Genomic DNA, 16678 nt, shown 5'->3' on the forward strand with positions numbered 1-16678 from the left:
GTACGGCCTCATGCGGCGCTCGCGGCCGGTGCGGGTGCCAGCAGCAGGCGGCGCAGGGCGGGCAGGCCGCGCGCGGCGCGCAGGCGCCGGCGGAAGTCGGCATCTGCGAATCGGCCGGCGATGTCGGCCAGATGCTGCAGGTGCTGCTCTGGACGGTCGTCGGTGGCGCTCATCGCGAACACCAGGTCGACCGGCTCGCCATCGCGCGCGTCGAAATCGACCGGCCGCCGCAGCCGCAGGAACGCGCCGCGCGGGGCATGGAAACCCGCGCTGCGCGCATGCGGCAGGGCCACGCCGTGGCCGATCGCGGTGCTGCCCAGCTGCTCGCGCTGGCGCAGCGCCGCGGCGATGGCGCGGGCGGACGCCGGAGAGCCGTCCGACAGCAGCCGCGCCGCGGCGTCGAGCACCCGGCCCGGGGTGGCGGCATCGTCCACCACCACGATGCGCTCCGCGCTCAGCAGGTCGGTCCAGGGCATGGGCGTGGTCCGGGGCGGCTCAGCCGAAGCTGCCGTCGCGGGCGGCGTTCTCGCCGCGGTGGTGGTCGACCTGCTTCTTGCGGTGCTTGATCAGCAGCCGGTCGAGCTTGTCGGCGAGCAGGTCGATGGCGGCGTACATGTCGATCGCGCTGGCGTCGGCATGCAGGGCCTTCCCGGCCAGGGTGAGGTTGGCTTCGGCCTTGTGGTAGGGCTTGTCGAGGCTGAGCTGCACGCGCACGTCGAAGGGGCGTTCGAGGTGTCGCGCCAGCCGCTGCAGCTTGCTGTCCACGTATTCGCGCAGGGCGGGTGTCACGTCGATGTCGTGGCCGTAGGTTTCGATCTGCATCGGCTGCCTCCTGTCTGGGGACCCCAGCATGGCCCGGATCGGGTCGCCGCGGGTTGAAAACAGGTTAACGCAGGGACCGGCCGGCGGCGACCGGACAGGTCATGGACAGGCCGCGCCGGACGTGCTCAATTCATGCGGATGCGTTCGTGGGAGGCGGCGATGTGCATCGCCTCGCGGTACTTGGCCACGGTGCGCCGCGCGACCGGGACGCCCGAGGCCTTCAGCGACTCGGCCAAGCGCGCGTCAGACAGCGGCTTGCGCGGGTCCTCGGCCTCGATCAGGCTGCGGATCATCTGCTGGATCGCCACGCTCGACGCCTCGCCGCCGCCGTCGGTGTCGATACCCGAGGCGAAGAAGTCGCGCAGCGCCAGGGTGCCGCGCGGGGTGTGCACGTACTTGCGCGCCACCGCGCGCGAGACGGTGGACTCGTGCAATCCGATCTCCGCCGCCACCTCGCGCAGCGTCAGCGGCCGCAGCGCACGCGCGCCGAACTCGAGGAAGCCCGACTGCTGCCGGATCAGGCAGCGGACCACCTTGAGCAGGGTCTCGCCGCGCGCCTCGAGGTTCTTCAGCAGCCAGCGCGCTTCCTGCAGCCGGCCCTTGAGGTAGCCCGCGTCGTCGCCGGCGGTGGTCTGGATCATCCGCTCGTAGGCCTGGTGGATGGTCAGCCGCGGCAGAGAATTCGTGGCCAGCATCGCCTGCCACACGCCGTTGCGGCGCACGATCACGCAGTCGGGCACGACGTAGTTGTCGGAGGGCACCTCGCCCACCTGCGAGCCCGGGCGCGGGTCGAGCGAACGCAGCAGCTGCAGCGCGGTGTCGGACTCCTCGGCGCTGCAGCCCAGCAACTCGCACACGCCGCGCGCGCCGAGCCGCGGCAGGCGGTCGATCAGGGTGGTCGCCAGGGTCAGCGCCAGCGCGCGCCCGGGGGTGTCGGCGGACAGGGTGTCGAGCTGGATCCAGAGGCATTCGGCCAGGTCGCGCGCGCCCACGCCCACCGGGTCCATGCGCTGGATCTGGCGCAGCACGGCGAGGATCTCGTCGTCGCCGGGCGCGGGTTCCGGGTCCAGGGCGGCGGCGATCTCGGAGAACGGCACGCGCAGGTAGCCGTCGTCCTCGATCGCGTCGATCAGGGCTTCGCCGATGCGCCGGTCGCGCGGCGACAGGTGCGACAGGTGCAGCTGCCAGGCCAGGTGGCCGCGCAGGGTCTCGGCCTGGACCATGCGGCTGGCCGGGTCGCTGTCGTCGTCCTCGCCATGTCCGCCGCGACCGCCGCCGGCGTACTCGAAGCCGCCGTCGCGCCAGCCGTCCTCGCGCGGCTCCCAGTCCTCGCCGTTGGCCTGCGCCGGTTCGTGCCCTTCCCCGTCGGCACGACCGTCGGGCTTGCCCTCGGCGGACAGCGGTGGCGTGTCGTCGGCCCAGTCCAGCAGCGGATTGCTTTCCACCGCGGCCGAGATTTCGGCCTCCAGTTCCACCGCCGGCAGCTGCAGCAGGTGCAGCGCCTGACGCAGCTGTGGCGTCAGGACGAGGTGTTGGCCCAGCGATGTCTGGAGGCGTGGCTTCATCGTCCGGTCGATCCCCTGGACGACGTGCACGGCTACAGACGGAAGGACTCTCCGAGGTAGACCCGGCGCACGTCGGGATTGGCGAGGAGCGCGTCCGGAGCCCCCTGCGCGAGCACACCCCCTTCGTTGAGGATATACGCCCGGTCGCAAATGCCCAAGGTTTCGCGCACGTTGTGGTCCGTGATCAGGACCCCGATCCCGCGGTTCTTGAGATGCTCGACGATGCGCTGGATGTCGCCGACCGAGATCGGGTCGACGCCGGCGAAGGGTTCGTCGAGCAGGATCAGGCGCGGCCTGGCCGCCAGCGCGCGGGCGATCTCGACCCGGCGACGCTCGCCGCCGGACAGGCTGGCGCCGATCTGGTCGGCCACGTGGGTGATCTGCAGCTCGTCGAGCAGGCTGTCGAGTTCCCTGCGGCGGCCGGCACGGTCCAGGTCCCCGCGCAGCTCGAGCACCAGGGAGATGTTGTCGGCCACGCTGAGCTTGCGGAACACCGAGGGTTCCTGCGGCAGGTAGCCCACGCCGCGGCGGGCGCGCTGGTGCATGGGCTCGGCGGTGATGTCGTGGCCGTCGAGCACGATCCGACCGGCGTCGGCCGGCACCAGGCCGACGATCATGTAGAAGCAGGTCGTCTTGCCGGCGCCGTTCGGACCCAGCAGGCCGACCACCTCGCCCGCGTCCAGGGTGAGGGCGAAGTCGCGCACCACCTCGCGCTGCTTGTAGCGCTTGCGCAGCCCCTCGGCGACCAGCATCAGTCGTCGTTCCCGTCGCGGGGCGGGGCGTTGCCGGCCGGGGCGCGGTTGCGCGGCTCGAACTGCAGCATCACCCGGCCGCCTTCGTCGCCGCCGCCGCCCTGCACCTGCCCGGTACGCATGTTGTAGACGATGCGCTCGCCGGCGATGCTGCCTCGCCCGGGTTGCTGCACCACCGCCTTGCCGGTGAACACCACGGTGTCCTGCTGCAGGTTGTAGTCGACCTGGGCCGCGGTGGCGTTCATCACGCCGCCGTTGTCCATCTCCTGCTTCAGCCGCACCGGCGAACCGGTGAGCCTGGCGCTCTGGATGTCGCCGTCGCCCTGGCGGATGTCGGCGCGTGCGGCGTCGATCACCAGCGTGCCCTGGACGATGTGCACGTTGCCGGTGAGCACGCAGGGGCCGGCATCGGTCACCGTGCAGTCGCTGCGGTTCGCCTGCACCTGCATGGTCTGCTGGCGGTCGGACGACTTGGCGACGGCGGCCTGCGCGCAGCAGGCGGCGACGATCGCGAGGGCCAGCTTAGCGGCGGTTCGGGTCATTGTTGAGGCTCACGTCGGAGAGGAGCTGGATGCGCTTGCCGGCCAGGTCGGCCTCCATCCCGGTGCCGCGCATTGTAGTGCCGGGGGTGGTGATGGTCACGACGGCTCCGGAGGTGGCCCGGTTGTCGTCGGGGAAGATGTCCAGCTGCTCGGTACTCAGTCTGGTCGGCCGGCTGGCGCCGACGGGGCTGTCGGCGACCACGTCGCCGCGCAGGCGCACCAGGGTGCTCTTCTCGTTGACCCAGCCGGTCTTCGAGCGCACTTCCCAGCGGCTGCCGTGCTCGTCGGGCATCAGGAACAGCGGCGTCTGCAGCTCCAGCGTGCGCGCGCCCGGGGTCTGGCGCAGCTCGGGGGCGCGCAGCGAGAACGACTCCTGGCCGCTGCTGTCGAGGGTCACCACCTCGAAGTCGCGCAGGATGTAGTCCGAGCGCGCCTCCGCCTGGGCTTCCTCGGCTTCCGGCGCCTGCCCGCGCCACGCGAACCAGCCGCTGAGCACGGCGCCGGCGAGCAGGACCAGGATGGCGGCCAGGCGCCAGTTCATCGCGCGTCGTCCCGGAGCAGCGCCTCGACCCGGCCCTGCGCGTGCAGGACCAGGTCGCACAGTTCGCGCGCCGCGCCTTCGCCGCCGCGCGACGGGGTCACCCAGTGCACGGCGTCGCGGATCCAGTGGTGCACACTGGCCGGCGCCACCGCGAAGCCGACCCCGCGCAGCACCGGCAGGTCGGGCAGGTCGTCGCCCATGAAGGCGACCTGGTCCATCGCCAGCCCCTGCTCGTCGGCAAGCGTCTGCAGGCAGGCGAGCTTGTCCTTGCAGTCCACGAACGCGCCGGCGCCCAGTTCGCGCGCGCGGTTGGCCGCCACGGTGCTGTTGCGCGCGGTGATGAAGACCACGGCCACGCCGGCGCGGCGCAGCTGCACCAGGCCCTGGCCGTCGAGCACGTGGAAGGCCTTGGACTCGCGCCCGTCCTCGTCGAACCACAGCCGGCCGTCGGTGAGGGTGCCGTCGACGTCGAAGCCGGCCAAGCGGATCTTCGCGGCGCGGGCGACCAGCTCGGCGGGATAGTCGGGACGGGTGTGGGGCACGTGGGCAGGGAGTCCGGTGGGGGGGATGGGGACAGGCAGGAAACCGCATCCGGCCTGTATCGGGGGCGAACCGGCGGGCGGTCAGACCACCCGCGCGCGCAGCAGGTCGTGGACGTTGAGCGCGCCGACCACGCGGCGGTCCGCGTCCAGCACCAGCAGCGCGTTGATCTTGCGGGTTTCCATCAGCCGCGCCGCCTCGACCGCCAGTGCGTCGCTGCCGATGGTCACCGGTTCGCGCGTCATCACCTCGCCGATCGGGGTCGCGTGCACGTCGACGCTGCGGTCGCCCAGGGTGCGTCGCAGGTCGCCGTCGGTGAACAGGCCGAGCAGGCGGCCGGCCTCGTCGACCACCGCGGTCATCCCGAGGCGCTTGCGGCTCATCTCCAGCAGCGCCTCGCCCAGCGAGGCGTCAGCGGGCACGCGTGGGATGTCGTCGCCCGCATGCATGACGTCGCCGATGTGCAGCAGCAGGCGGCGGCCGAGCGCGCCGGCCGGATGCGAACGGGCGAAGTCGTCGGCGGTGAAGCCGCGCGCCTCCAGCAGCGCGACCGCCAGCGCATCGCCCATCGCCATCGAGGCGGTGGTGCTGCTGGTCGGGGCCAGGTGCAGCGGGCAGGCTTCCTCGGGCACGCTGATGTCCAGGTGCACGTCGGCCTCGCGGGCGAGGGTCGAGCCCGGCCGTCCCGTCATCGTCAGCAGCACGTTGCCCTGGCGCCGGAGCGCGGGCAGCAGCATCAGGATCTCGTCGGATTCGCCCGAGTACGACAGCGCGAGGACGATGTCGGCATCGGTCACCATGCCCAGGTCGCCGTGCCCGGCCTCGCCAGGATGCATGTAGAACGCGGGGGTGCCGGTGGAAGCCAGGGTGGCGGCGATCTTGCGTGCCACGTGGCCGGACTTGCCCATGCCGGTGCAGACCACGCGCCCGCTGGCGCGCAGGATGCGCGCGCAGGCGTCCGAGAAGGCGCCATCCAGGCGTGCGGCGACCGCGTGCAGGCCGCGCGCCTCGACCTCGAACACGCGCCGGCCGCTGGCCGCGAACGCGGGCGCCGCCGCAGCGGCGGCGGTCGGGTCGGTGGGGATCGTTCCAGGGATGGCCATATCCGGCGCGAGGTCTTTCCGTTAACCTAAGCCGTTCATTTTAGGCGCTTCCCGGCGCAAAAGGCCCGCCCCCGCCGCGCGGCCGCCGGCCGGCTCATGCGCGCTTCAGCAGGAAACTCCCGTGACCCCCGATTTCATCCGCACGCTGATCCTGCAGGGCATGCCCGGCGCCAGGGTCGAGGTCGCCGGCGACGACGGCGTCCACTTCGAGGCGCTGGTCGTCTCCGACGCCTTCGCCGGCAAGCTGCCGCTGGCCCGCCACCGCATGGTCTACGCCACCCTGGGCGAGCGCATGGGCGGCGAGATCCACGCCCTGGCGCTGAAGACGCTCACGCCCGACGAGGCCGCGCGCGCCTGATGGACAAGATCATCGTCGAAGGCGGCGTGCGGCTCGCGGGCGAAGTCCGCATCTCCGGCGCGAAGAACGCGGTGCTGCCGATCCTGTGCGCCACCCTGCTGGCCGATGCGCCGGTGGAGATCGGCAACGTGCCGCACCTGCACGACGTGCGCACCACCGCGCGCCTGCTCGGCGGGCTGGGCGCGGGCATCGGCCACGACATCGCCGCCGGCGTGGTGCGGGTGGATCCGTCCACCGTCGACAGCCACCTGGCGCCGTACGAACTGGTGCGCACGATGCGCGCCTCGGTGCTGGTGCTGGGGCCGCTGCTGGCGCGCCACGGCGCGGCCGAGGTGTCGCTGCCCGGCGGCTGCGCGATCGGTTCGCGCCCGGTGGACCTGCACATCAAGGCGCTCGAGGCGCTGGGCGCCGAGATCGTGGTCGAGCACGGCTTCATCAAGGCGCGCGCCGGCCGACTGCGCGGCGGGCAGGTCGCGTTCGAGACCGTGAGCGTGGGCGCCACCGAGAACGTGCTGATGGCCGCAACCCTGGCCGATGGCACCACCACCATCGACAACGCCGCGCGCGAGCCGGAGATCGTCGACCTCGCCGCCTGCCTGGCGGCAATGGGCGCGCGGATCGAGGGCGCGGGGACCTCGCGCATCACCGTCCACGGCGTCGACCGGCTCCACGGCGCGCGCCACGAGGTGATCGCCGACCGGATCGAGACCGGGACCTTCCTGGTCGCCGGCGCGATCACCGGCGGACGCGTGACCGCCACGCATGCGCGGCCGGACACGCTGGTGGCCGTGATCGACGCGCTGCGCGCTGCCGGGGCCGAGGTCACCGCCGAAGGCGACCGCGTCACCGTCGACATGCACGGGCGGCGCCCGCGCGCGGTGGACATCGTCACCGAGCCGCATCCGGGCTTTCCCACCGACATGCAGGCGCAGTTCATGGCCCTGGACTGCGTGGCCGAGGGCACCGGCACGATCGACGAGCGGATCTTCGAGAACCGCTTCATGCACGTCAACGAACTGATGCGCCTGGGCGCAGACATCCATATCGACGGCCATCGCGCGACGGTGCGCGGGGTGGAGCGGCTGAGCGGCGCGCCGGTGATGGCGACCGACCTGCGCGCGTCGGCCTCGCTGATCCTGGCCGGGCTGGTGGCCGAGGGCGAGACCACCATCGACCGCATCTACCACCTCGACCGCGGCTACGAGCACATCGAGCGCAAGCTGTCAGGGCTGGGGGCGCGGATCCGGAGGATCTCGTGAGGCGCGCGGCATGAACACGCCGCGCATCCGCTTCTCGGCGCGTCGCAAGGCGCTGCTGGCGACCGTGCTGCTGGTGCTGGTGGCGATGCTGGTGCTGCGGCTGATGGGGATCGCCGGCTTCAACGGCACCCAGCCGCGGGAGATGGACTGGAACGACGACGGCACTGCCAGCCGGGCCGAGGTCGTGCAGGGCTACACGCTGGTCGCGGTGGAGGAAACGCGGGACGGACCGCGCACCTGCCGCCGCTACGTGCGGCTGCGCGATCGCGAGACGCCGTTCCGGGTCGAGTGCCGGGTCGTGTTCGACGGCGCCGATGCGGCGGAGGCGCCCGCCGCGTCCGACCCCTGAGCCGGATCCGTCAGCGCAGCGCCTTGAGCGTCAGGTCGATGTGGTCGCGGCCGTCGCGCTGCTGCAGGATGCGCGCCGGCACCGGCAGGCTGTCGACGATCCAGGCGGTGATGCTCCGATCCTCGTCCTTCCAGGTCACCTTGGTGGCCTTGTGCGACTTGCCGGCGACGGTGACGGTTTCCGTGCCGGCGGGCTTGAAGGCCTGTCGACGCACGCGGCCGTCCTCCACCAGCCGGTAGTTCATCGGCTTGCCGGCCTTGAAATCGCGCACCAGCGCGAGGTTCATCAGCATGCCGTCGACGTCGCCGGGCTGCAGCTTCACCGGGCCGCGGCGATCGGGCTTGACGTCGCCGTCCCAGGTCGCCTGGCCGCTGCCCCAGTCGTAGGTGGCGTTGACCGAGCGCTTCTTCACCAGCATCGCCGCCAGGCCGTTCTCGCCGCCCTGGGAATCGTTGCCCGAGATCGGCCGCCAGCGGTCGCCGTCGGCTTCGAACACGGTGCTCTGCGCCAGCCGCGCGCCCGCGCCGCTGACTTCCAGGCTGTACTTCCAGCGGTTCGCACCGGCGGGGGCGAGGGTCATCGTGCCGTTGGCCTGCATGCCCATGTAGTTGGCGGCGTAGTCGGCGGAGAACGGCTCGACGGCGGTCGCGGGGGCGCTGGCGAACGCGAGGGCGGAGAGGGAGGCGAGCGCGACGGCGCGCAGCGGGGTACGGAACATCGTGGGGATCCTCGTTGTCATGCTCATGGCGCCGCCCGGTACTCGACCAGGCGCAGGTCGACGGCATCCTCGCCGTCCTCTCGCTGCAGGATCCGCACCGGCGTCGGCACGCCGTCCGCGACCCACAGGATCATCTCGTCGTTGCCGCCGTTGGTGCGCTCCACCTTCAGCGCGCGGTAGCTCAGCTCCGCCACGGTGACCGACTCGGGTTCGGCCGACACCTGGTAGTGGTAGTCGCGGGCGCGACCGTTGTCGACCAACCGGTACTGCAGCGTGGCGCCGGGCTGGGCGTCGCGGATCACCGCCAGGTTGATCAGCAGCCCGCTCATGTCGCCGTGCTCGATCGGGACCGGAACGCGGCGCTCCTTGCTCACGTCGCCGGTCCAGCGCGCGGTATTGGCGCGCCAGTCGTAGGTGCCGGTGGTGCGGCGGTTGAAGAACAGCGCCGCCTTGCGCGTGGTCGCCTGCGACAGCGGGCGGTAGACCTCGCCGGCGACGTCGAACACCGTGCTCTGCTCGATGTTGAGGTTGACGATGCCGGCAAAGCCGCGATCGCCGCGCACGCCCAGGTCCACGCGCCAGCGCGAGGCGGCATCGTCGCGCACCACCTGCATGGTGGCCGTGCCCGCGTGCCTGCCTTCGTACCAGGCTTCGTAGCTGGCGACGAAGGGTTGCAGCGTGCGCGGTTCGTCCATGCCCGCATTCGCGGATGGGGACGTCGCCTGGTCCGGCGTCGTGGCCTCGGTCGCTGCATTGGGGGCCGGCGCGTCCTGGGCCGATGCGCGCGGCATCGTCGCCACCAGGGCGGCGGTGGCGAGGACGCAGGCGGCGATCAGGGGGACGGCGGGGCGCATAAGCCGCACATCATGCGAACGCGTCGTTGCACGACAGCTGAAGCGGCGCGGTCAGCGCGCGTCCATCGACGTGAACGCCGTCTTCACGCAGCGCGATCCGGCGGTCGGCGAACAGGCGCAGGGTGGCGATGAGCAGCGGGTGCTCGCGCGCCAGCACGCGCGCCGCCAGTCGGGCTTCGTCGTCGTCGGCGTCCACCGGCACCCGGACCTGCGCGATGACGGGGCCGCCGTCCAGTTCCGCGGTGACGAAGTGCAGGCTGGCGCCGTGTTCGGCCGCGCCCGCTGCCAGCGCCTGGCGATGCGTGTGCAGGCCCTTGAACGCCGGCAGCAGCGAGGGATGGATGTTGATCACGCGGCCGATGCGCGGCGCGAGGGTGGCCGCGTCCAGCAGCCGCATGTAGCCGGCGCAGACGATCAGGTCCGGGGCCGAAGCGTCGACGGCCGCGAACAGGGCGTGGTCGAAGGCGGCGCGGGTGTCGAAGGCGCGCGGCGACAGCGATCCGGCCGGGATCCCGGCGTCGCGCGCGCGCTGCAGTGCCGGCGCGGCCGCCCGGTCGGAAAACACGCCGGTCACCTCGGCGTGCAGCCGCCGCGACGCGATCGCGTCCAGGATCGCCTGCAGGTTGCTGCCGCGGCCCGAGGCGAGCACGGCCAGGCGCAGCGGCGGATGCGCGGGGGGCGACACGACGGCGGCCTCAGGCGCGCAGCGGTCGCGGCACGCCGGCGCGCGCCGGCATCCCGGGGACGCAGGCCATCGCCACGCGGCTCAGCCGATGCGCACGCGCCCGTCGTCGCCCGCGGCGACGACCTGGCCGATGCGCCAGTGGGCCAGCCCCAGTCGCGCCAGCTCGCCGCCCAGCGCGGACACCGCGTCGCGATCGACCACCAGCACGAAGCCGATCCCGCAGTTGAAGGTGCGCCACATCTCCTCGCGCGCCACGTTGCCCTCGCGCTGCAGCCAGTCGAACACCGGCGGCAGCGGCCACGCCGACGCGTCGATCTCCAGCCCCAGGCCGTCGGGCACCACGCGGATGATGTTCTCGGTCAGGCCGCCGCCGGTGATGTGGGCCATGCCGTGGATCGCGGGCCCGTGGCTGCCGCGCAGCAGTTCCAGCACCGGCTTGACGTACAGCCGCGTCGGCGCCATCAGCGCGTCGCCCAACAGCACGCCGCCGACGTCGAGCCCGCCGGGGTGGCCGGCACGGTCGTAGATGCGCCGGATCAGCGAGTAGCCGTTCGAATGCGGGCCGCTCGACGCGATGCCGACCAGCACGTCGCCGGCGCGCACCGCGGCACCGTCGCGCAGTTCGGATTTCTCCACCGCGGCCACGCAGAAGCCCGCCAGGTCGTACTCGCCGGGCGGGTACATGTCGGGCATCTCGGCGGTCTCGCCGCCGATCAGCGCGCAGCCCGACAGCTCGCAGCCCTTGGCGATGCCGCCGACCACGGCCACGGTCGTGTCGACGTCGAGCCTGCCGGTGGCGAAATAGTCGAGGAAGAACAGCGGCTCGGCGCCCTGCACCAGCACGTCGTTCACGCACATGGCGACCAGGTCGATGCCGATGGTGTCGTGGCGGCCGAGCTGCTGGGCCAGCTTGAGCTTGGTGCCCACGCCGTCGGTGCCGGAGACGAGCACCGGCTCGCGATACTTGCCGGACAGGTCGAACAGGGCGCCGAAGCCGCCCAAGCCGCCCATCACTTCCGGGCGCCGGCTGCGCGCCACCAGCGGCTTGATGCGTTCGACGACTTCGTTGCCCGCGTCGATGTCGACGCCGGCATCGCGGTAGGTCAGGCCGGGCGGGCCGGGGGGCGGGGTGGTCACGGATGCTCGCAGGGGCCGGTCGGCCCGCGATTCTAGCAGCCGGCCGCGCAGCCACCGGGCGGCCGGTGGAGGGATGCGGTCACGTCCGTCACGCGCGCCGCGTCAGACTGGGGCCTGGGGCTTTGTGGCACCATTTCGCCACGGTTTGCCGCTGCACAAGGACATCGGATGCGATCGTTTGCACACTTCTCCCGGGCCCTGGCCTGGACGCTGGCGCTGCTGCTGGCGGCCGCGCCCGCGCTCGCGCAGCGGGTCGAGGGCGACCGCGCGTCCGGCGAGGGCATGTACGAGGCCGAGGTGCAGGTGCGCAACCAGTCCGAGTCCGAACGCGAGACCGGGATCGCGCGAGCGCTGGCGCAGGTGCTGGCCAAGCTGTCGGGCGACCGGTCGATCGCCAACCGCCCCGGCGTCGGCCAGGAGTTGCGCCGCGCCGGCGATTACGTCGAGGGCTACGACTACCGCCAGGACGAGAGCGTCGGGCCCTCGGGCGCACCGACGTTCCGGACCATGCTGGTGGTGCGCTTCGACCCCGCCCAGGTGGATTCGGTGGCTGCGGCGCTCGGCCTGCCGGTGTGGCCGCAGCCGCGGCCCAAGCCGGTGGTGTGGCTGGCGATCGACGACGGCAAGGGCCCGCGCCTGGTCGGCCTGCAGCACAACACCGTGGCGCGGCCGCTGCTCGAGCGCGCGGTCCAGCGCGGCTACCGGCTCGGGCTGCCCACGGGCAGCGCCGCCGAACAGGCCGCGGTGGGCGCGATCTGGCGCGGCGACACCGGCGCGATCGCGCGCCTGTCCGCCCGCTACCAGCCGCCGATGCAGCTGATCGGCAAGCTCTACCGCGATGGCGCCGGCTGGAAGGCCGACTGGATCTTCGTCGACAACGGCCGCGTGCTCTCGCGCTGGTCCGAGGAAGGCGCCGATGCGCGGCGCACCCTGGCGACCGGCGCCGACGGCGGTGCCGACGCGCTGATCAAGCGGTATGCCAAGGCCACCGCGCCCGCCGACCCGGTCGCGCAGCGCATGGTCTTCACCGGCGTGCGCACGGGCGCGGACTACCTGCGCCTGTCCGCCGCGCTGCAGCGCATGTCGGTGGTGCGCGCGATCCGTCCGCAGCGCGCCATGCCGGACCGGCTGGAGGTCGAACTCGACCTGCTGACCGGCCTGGCAGGCTTCCGCCGCATGGCCGACGATGGCGTGCTGCTGGAAATGGAGGGCGAGGACGCCCTCGTCCCGGTCTACCTGCTGCGCTGAGCACATCGAGCCACGCCCCATGGATCCCACGCCCGTCGCCGCGAACGCCGACCTCGCCCGTTTCCTGAAGCGGCTGCAGTGGGGGCTGGTCGCGTTCGCCGCGCTGTGGCTGTTGGCACTGCTCGGGCCGATCCTGACGCCGTTCGTGCTGGCCGCTCTGCTGGGCTGGCTCGGCGACCCGCTGGTTGACCGCCTGGAACGTTCCGGCCGGTCGCGGCCGGTGGCGGTCACGCTGGTGTTCGTGCTGATGGTGATGCTGCTGGTGCTGGTGGTGCTGATCCTGGTGCCTATGGTCGAACGCCAGGTGGTCACCCTGGTCGAGGCCCTGCCCGAATACCGCGAGTGGTTCATGGGCACGGCGCTGCCGTGGGTGGAGGCGCGGACCGGGATCGAGATCACCACCTGGCTCGACCCGCAACGGCTGATCGAACTGGCCCGCGCGCACTGGGAGCAGGCGGGCGGTGTCGCGGCGACGGTGTTCGGCTACCTGTCCAGCTCCGGTTTCGCATTCCTGACCTGGGTCATCAACCTCGTGCTGGTGCCGATCCTGACGTTCTATTTCCTGCGCGACTGGGACCTGCTGGTCGAGCGCGCCGCGGCGATGATCCCGCGCGACCACATCGGCACCGTCACGCGGCTGGCGAAGGAATCCGACGACGTCCTTGGCGCGTTCCTGCGCGGCCAGTTCATCGTGATGCTGGCGCTGGGCGCGATCTATGCCCTCGGCCTCACGATCGGCGGGCTCAAGCTGGGCCTGCTGATCGGGATCGTGGCCGGGCTGATCAGTTTCGTGCCCTATCTCGGCGCGACCACCGGCATCGTCCTGGCGGTGCTCGCGGCGCTGGTGCAGGCCCAGGGCTTCGACCTCAAGCTGCTGATCCTGGTGGGCGTGGTGTTCACCGTCGGCCAGCTGATCGAGAGCTACATCCTCACCCCGCGCATCGTCGGCGACCGCATCGGCCTGCATCCGGTGGCGGTGATCTTCGCGATCATGGCCGGCGGCCAGCTGTTCGGCTTCGTCGGCATGTTGATCGCGCTGCCGGTGGCCGCGGTGGGCAACGTGCTGCTGCGCTTCGCCCACGAGCGCTATACCCAGAGCCGGCTGTACGCGGGCGAAGGCCCGAAGATCGTGATCGAGCGCCAGCACGGCGGCGTGATCGTGCTCGACGACGACATCGGCGAGGCCACCGAACGCGGCGACAAGCCCTGACGCCGATGCCGTCGCCTTCGCCGCAACTGCCGCTGGCGTTGCGCTACCCGCCGGACCAGCGCCTGGACACCTTCGCCGGCGATGCCGCGCGCGTGGCGCAGCTGCGCGCGTTCGCGCATGGCGGCGATCCCGCCCGCATGCTGCTGCTCGCCGGGCCGGCGGGTACCGGCAAGACCCATCTCGCGCTCGCGGTCTGCGCCGAGGCCGACGGCGCGGGGCAGCGCGCCGGCTACCTGCCGCTCGCCAGCGCCGCCGGCCGCCTGCGGGCGGCGCTCGAGTCGCTGCACGCCTTCGACCTGGTGGCGCTGGACGGCCTCGAGGCGGTGGCCGGCGATGCCGACGACGAGCTGGCGCTGTTCGACTTCCACAACCGCATGCACGACGGCGGCCGCCGGCTGCTGTACACCGCGCACGCCGCGCCGGATGCGCTGCCGCTGCGGCTGCCGGACCTGCGCTCGCGCCTGTCCCAGTGCACCCGGGTGACGCTCGACCGGCTCGACGATGCGGGCCGCGGCGAAGTGCTGCGCCTGCGCGCGCAGCGGCGCGGGCTGCAGATCGACGCGGCGGCGATCGACTGGCTGCTGCGCCGCGCCGGTCGCGACCTCGGCGGCCTGGCTGCGCTGCTGGACCGCCTCGATGCCGCCTCGCTGGCCGCGCAGCGGCGCATCACCGTGCCGTTCCTGCGCCAGGTGCTGGAAACGACGACGCCAAGCTGAACCCATTCGTCCCCGGTCCGAAGACCAGCAGAACTGGGGGGACGGAGGTTGAATCATGCAGCGGAGCTTTGCCGGCGCCGGCGATAACTTCCGACCACGATCGCGATGGCGCCGATGATTGCCAGCAACGTCGCGATCCATCCGACGTAACCCGGGACGGCTGGCGTCGAGGTGGGAGGGCTCTCCACTACTGGATCCCGTACCGGAAACGCGATTCGGAACGACGGTGATTCCCCAGCCTTCCTCCATATCAGGCGGACGGTCTGCACATCCTCGGTTTTGAGGTAATCCGTGGTCCTGAACGAGAATCCATGCCGGTCCTCGCCGCGGCTCACCTCGACGTCCGCGATGGCGGAATGTTCGTAGCCGATGCTCATGCAAAGCTCTTCTGCTGCGGTGCTGCAGATCCGTATAGACGCTTCCCTGGAACCGATTTCGATCCGCTTGTCGGGCGGAAAGCGGAAGATCGTCATCACCTGTGCATCGCCCGACAGCCCATCGAACTTGTCCTGTAGGGTGACGCCGGTGCCGGGCACCAGCTCGAAGTCCCGGATGTACTCGGCATCGACGTACATGAAGCTGCGGCAGCGGGCTCGCATGCCCAACCGGTCGGGGAAAAGTCCCCATTGCTTCCGGTTCTGCTTGAACCTGGGAGTGCCGGTGCTGCGGGTGGTACCCATTCCGAGCGGCACGCTGACGTTGTGGGCCAGCGGACTTCTCACATATTCGCGTTCCGGCCTTGTTTTTTCGTAGCCGAACAGGCCTGCATCGATGAGCCAGTCCTCACCGTGGGAATACAGCACGAGGTTGCCGTCGTCGTCGTGGCGATGACCGGAGGACAGAAAGCCGCACTTGAACACCATGTGCAGGTCGTCCGATTCAAGGCCCGGCGACCAGCGATCACGGTGGATCAGGTACCCGGATGTTGCGAATATCCGCGTATCCCCCTCCGGGGCCCGGCCTTCGCGGCCGTTGGACTTGACATACGCTAGAGCCTCGCGTGCGGCCTTGGGAACCGACTTCGGCGCGCGAAATGTCTGCGGAACGCGGCCGGTGTCCCCAATCTGCGGAAGCGTCCCGTCAGGGCGCGTGATCCAGGCGGCAAACCAAGTCGCGCCCGTCATTCTCCGCTTCATTCCCGGCGGAACCGGGGTCTCCTGGAACCGCGCCAGTCCCTCGAGAAGTGCGAACGTTCGTGTCGGGACCCAGCGATGGTACTCGGGCGAGTTCTCCGTCTGGACACCGTCGCGCGCAACCAGGTGATTGGCTTCGAAGACCGCACGGGTCTGGGCCTCGGACAGTGGATCGAGCGAATAGTCGATGAAGGGGAAGACAGCTCCGGACAGGAAAATCGCGTAGGCCTGATCCACGGCGTGATTGCTGCGCCGCATCCGGATATCGGGGTCCTCCAGCAGGATGCGCGTATGCGAGTTGACCAGTCGCAAGACGTCGAGCGTGAACTCACGGTCGGCGAGTCCGTGCTTCCTCAGCAGGAGGTAGATGGCGATCGTTTGTCTAAGTCTGATCGGCGTGGAATGGTCACCCCAGGAAAACTCGGGGTCCGGGGGCGCAACCACCGCGTTCGCCCGATACCAGTCTTTGATCAGTGAGCGAAGAAGTCTTGCCCCCCGAGGTCGGTCCTCTTCGAGGATCTTCACATAACAGCCCGCCAGCCCGAAACCGTGGTGGCGCCATCGTGTGTTGCGATCCGCTCCTTCCCACACTCGCCAGTCGGCCGCCATCGACAGGGGGCGGAAGATGTTCCTGCCGTGATAGCGGAACTCTCCTTTATCCTCGTCCAGCTCACACCAGTGGCCGGTGACCGACGGCCGCGGCGAAAGCTTGCGAAGTGCCTGCTTCAGCTGGCGCTCGTATCCCGCGTCGCTCATCAGATAATCCGCCGCATCCTCCAATGCATGTGGCTTGCCGTGAATGGTCGAGCTGAACTGGGCGGCCTTGCCGCCCGGTCCGAACCAGCCGTGATAGTCCCGGATGGATTTGGCCCAGGTCACATGAGTGGAGGTCAGGCAAAGCAACAGGGCGCCAATCGCAGCGAGGGGCCGCCTAGGGACTCTGGACATCTTGTCTTCCATGGTGGGTGATTGCCGATGCGAGACCTGCCGGTCGGCATATTCCGGTGGCTTGCACTGCCGGCTCGCGCGAATCATGCAGGAATGGCGTTCCGAGGTCAGCCTGGCCGCATGCTCGCCTGCTGCATGCGCGACACCATCGTCGTCACGGTGGCGTGGCGCCATGCCGATGCTACCCGGGCGCGTGAT

General features: G+C 71.1%; 19 protein-coding genes. 6 read left to right on the forward strand and 13 right to left on the reverse strand.

The features are described 5' to 3' along the window. Positions 1-8: 8 nt before the first annotated feature. The 8 genes from QFW80_RS11600 to QFW80_RS11635 form a co-directional block, all read right to left on the reverse strand. Positions 9-476, reverse strand: coding sequence for a PTS sugar transporter subunit IIA (locus QFW80_RS11600; RefSeq protein ID WP_280602118.1), 468 nt, complete (start codon positions 474-476; stop codon positions 9-11). A 19-nt stretch (positions 477-495) separates the two neighbouring features. After that, on the reverse strand, positions 496-822 hold the full coding sequence (hpf, locus tag QFW80_RS11605) for a ribosome hibernation-promoting factor, HPF/YfiA family (protein WP_280602119.1): 327 nt from the start codon (positions 820-822) through the stop codon (positions 496-498). A 125-nt stretch (positions 823-947) separates the two neighbouring features. Continuing rightward, positions 948-2387 (reverse strand): RNA polymerase factor sigma-54, encoded by a 1440-nt coding sequence (locus QFW80_RS11610; protein WP_280602120.1) that lies wholly within the window; start codon positions 2385-2387, stop codon positions 948-950. 32 nt (positions 2388-2419) lie between these two features. Continuing rightward, positions 2420-3139 (reverse strand): LPS export ABC transporter ATP-binding protein, encoded by a 720-nt coding sequence (lptB, locus tag QFW80_RS11615; RefSeq protein ID WP_280602121.1) that lies wholly within the window; start codon positions 3137-3139, stop codon positions 2420-2422. Then, positions 3139-3681, reverse strand: a complete 543-nt coding sequence (gene lptA / locus QFW80_RS11620; protein WP_280602122.1) for a lipopolysaccharide transport periplasmic protein LptA — start codon at positions 3679-3681, stop codon at positions 3139-3141. Before lptA ends, lptB begins: the two co-directional genes overlap by 1 nt. Further along, a complete protein-coding gene (gene lptC / locus QFW80_RS11625) occupies positions 3662-4222 on the reverse strand; it encodes an LPS export ABC transporter periplasmic protein LptC (RefSeq protein WP_280602123.1) in 561 nt (186 codons plus the stop codon). Before lptC ends, lptA begins: the two co-directional genes overlap by 20 nt. Then, on the reverse strand, positions 4219-4764 hold the full coding sequence (locus QFW80_RS11630) for a KdsC family phosphatase (protein ID WP_280602124.1): 546 nt from the start codon (positions 4762-4764) through the stop codon (positions 4219-4221). Before QFW80_RS11630 ends, lptC begins: the two co-directional genes overlap by 4 nt. A gap of 81 nt (positions 4765-4845) precedes the next feature. Continuing rightward, a complete protein-coding gene (locus tag QFW80_RS11635; RefSeq protein ID WP_280602125.1) occupies positions 4846-5865 on the reverse strand; it encodes a KpsF/GutQ family sugar-phosphate isomerase in 1020 nt (339 codons plus the stop codon). A gap of 121 nt (positions 5866-5986) precedes the next feature. On the opposite strand from QFW80_RS11635, the gene QFW80_RS11640 reads away from it, so the two are divergent. The 3 genes from QFW80_RS11640 to QFW80_RS11650 are packed head-to-tail and all read left to right on the forward strand — an operon-like array spanning position 5987 to position 7831. After that, positions 5987-6223: a BolA family protein gene (locus QFW80_RS11640; protein ID WP_280602126.1), complete on the forward strand. Its 237-nt coding sequence runs from the start codon at positions 5987-5989 to the stop codon at positions 6221-6223. Continuing rightward, positions 6223-7482: a UDP-N-acetylglucosamine 1-carboxyvinyltransferase gene (murA, locus tag QFW80_RS11645; protein WP_280602127.1), complete on the forward strand. Its 1260-nt coding sequence runs from the start codon at positions 6223-6225 to the stop codon at positions 7480-7482. Before QFW80_RS11640 ends, murA begins: the two co-directional genes overlap by 1 nt. A gap of 10 nt (positions 7483-7492) precedes the next feature. Then, on the forward strand, positions 7493-7831 hold the full coding sequence (locus QFW80_RS11650; RefSeq protein ID WP_280602128.1) for an EF-hand domain-containing protein: 339 nt from the start codon (positions 7493-7495) through the stop codon (positions 7829-7831). A 10-nt stretch (positions 7832-7841) separates the two neighbouring features. Here QFW80_RS11650 and QFW80_RS11655 read toward each other — a convergent pair whose 3' ends face one another. From QFW80_RS11655 to purM, 4 genes are all read right to left on the reverse strand, one after another. After that, positions 7842-8549: a DUF3108 domain-containing protein gene (locus QFW80_RS11655; protein ID WP_280602129.1), complete on the reverse strand. Its 708-nt coding sequence runs from the start codon at positions 8547-8549 to the stop codon at positions 7842-7844. A gap of 23 nt (positions 8550-8572) precedes the next feature. Further along, complete coding sequence (locus QFW80_RS11660) at positions 8573-9403, reverse strand: DUF3108 domain-containing protein (protein WP_280602130.1); 831 nt, start codon at positions 9401-9403, stop codon at positions 8573-8575. A gap of 10 nt (positions 9404-9413) precedes the next feature. After that, entirely contained in the window at positions 9414-10088 is a 675-nt protein-coding gene (gene purN / locus QFW80_RS11665; protein WP_280602131.1) for a phosphoribosylglycinamide formyltransferase, read from the reverse strand. A gap of 81 nt (positions 10089-10169) precedes the next feature. After that, positions 10170-11225, reverse strand: coding sequence for a phosphoribosylformylglycinamidine cyclo-ligase (purM, locus tag QFW80_RS11670; protein WP_280602132.1), 1056 nt, complete (start codon positions 11223-11225; stop codon positions 10170-10172). 168 nt (positions 11226-11393) lie between these two features. On the opposite strand from purM, the gene QFW80_RS11675 reads away from it, so the two are divergent. From QFW80_RS11675 to hda, 3 genes are read left to right on the forward strand one after another with little or no spacing between them, the layout of a single operon-like run. Further along, on the forward strand, positions 11394-12473 hold the full coding sequence (locus QFW80_RS11675; RefSeq protein WP_280602133.1) for a DUF2066 domain-containing protein: 1080 nt from the start codon (positions 11394-11396) through the stop codon (positions 12471-12473). Positions 12474-12492: 19 nt separating this feature from the next. Continuing rightward, a complete protein-coding gene (locus tag QFW80_RS11680; RefSeq protein WP_280602134.1) occupies positions 12493-13683 on the forward strand; it encodes an AI-2E family transporter in 1191 nt (396 codons plus the stop codon). 5 nt (positions 13684-13688) lie between these two features. Beyond that, on the forward strand, positions 13689-14399 hold the full coding sequence (hda, locus tag QFW80_RS11685; protein WP_280602135.1) for a DnaA regulatory inactivator Hda: 711 nt from the start codon (positions 13689-13691) through the stop codon (positions 14397-14399). Positions 14400-14452: 53 nt separating this feature from the next. On the opposite strand, the gene QFW80_RS11690 is transcribed toward hda, so the two are convergent. Beyond that, positions 14453-16654, reverse strand: coding sequence for a heparinase II/III domain-containing protein (locus tag QFW80_RS11690; protein WP_280602136.1), 2202 nt, complete (start codon positions 16652-16654; stop codon positions 14453-14455). Positions 16655-16678 lie beyond the last annotated feature (24 nt).

The organism is Luteimonas rhizosphaericola (assembly GCF_029888045.1).
Taxonomy (GTDB): domain Bacteria; phylum Pseudomonadota; class Gammaproteobacteria; order Xanthomonadales; family Xanthomonadaceae; genus Luteimonas; species Luteimonas rhizosphaericola.

Excerpts from the sequence above, each read along its gene's own strand:
- lptA (WP_280602122.1), bottom strand. The coding sequence starts at position 3,681 with ATGACCCGAACCGCCGCTAAGCTGGCCCTCGCGATCGTCGCCGCCTGC.
- QFW80_RS11660 (WP_280602130.1), bottom strand. The coding sequence starts at position 9,403 with ATGCGCCCCGCCGTCCCCCTGATCGCCGCCTGCGTCCTCGCCACCGCC.
- QFW80_RS11690 (WP_280602136.1), bottom strand. The coding sequence starts at position 16,654 with ATGGCGCCACGCCACCGTGACGACGATGGTGTCGCGCATGCAGCAGGC.
- QFW80_RS11650 (WP_280602128.1), top strand. The coding sequence starts at position 7,493 with ATGAACACGCCGCGCATCCGCTTCTCGGCGCGTCGCAAGGCGCTGCTG.
- lptB (WP_280602121.1), bottom strand. The coding sequence starts at position 3,139 with ATGCTGGTCGCCGAGGGGCTGCGCAAGCGCTACAAGCAGCGCGAGGTG.
- murA (WP_280602127.1), top strand. The coding sequence starts at position 6,223 with ATGGACAAGATCATCGTCGAAGGCGGCGTGCGGCTCGCGGGCGAAGTC.
- hpf (WP_280602119.1), bottom strand. The coding sequence starts at position 822 with ATGCAGATCGAAACCTACGGCCACGACATCGACGTGACACCCGCCCTG.
- QFW80_RS11635 (WP_280602125.1), bottom strand. The coding sequence starts at position 5,865 with ATGGCCATCCCTGGAACGATCCCCACCGACCCGACCGCCGCCGCTGCG.
- QFW80_RS11680 (WP_280602134.1), top strand. The coding sequence starts at position 12,493 with ATGGATCCCACGCCCGTCGCCGCGAACGCCGACCTCGCCCGTTTCCTG.
- lptC (WP_280602123.1), bottom strand. The coding sequence starts at position 4,222 with ATGAACTGGCGCCTGGCCGCCATCCTGGTCCTGCTCGCCGGCGCCGTG.
- QFW80_RS11600 (WP_280602118.1), bottom strand. The coding sequence starts at position 476 with ATGCCCTGGACCGACCTGCTGAGCGCGGAGCGCATCGTGGTGGTGGAC.
- QFW80_RS11610 (WP_280602120.1), bottom strand. The coding sequence starts at position 2,387 with ATGAAGCCACGCCTCCAGACATCGCTGGGCCAACACCTCGTCCTGACG.
- hda (WP_280602135.1), top strand. The coding sequence starts at position 13,689 with ATGCCGTCGCCTTCGCCGCAACTGCCGCTGGCGTTGCGCTACCCGCCG.
- QFW80_RS11655 (WP_280602129.1), bottom strand. The coding sequence starts at position 8,549 with ATGTTCCGTACCCCGCTGCGCGCCGTCGCGCTCGCCTCCCTCTCCGCC.
- QFW80_RS11675 (WP_280602133.1), top strand. The coding sequence starts at position 11,394 with ATGCGATCGTTTGCACACTTCTCCCGGGCCCTGGCCTGGACGCTGGCG.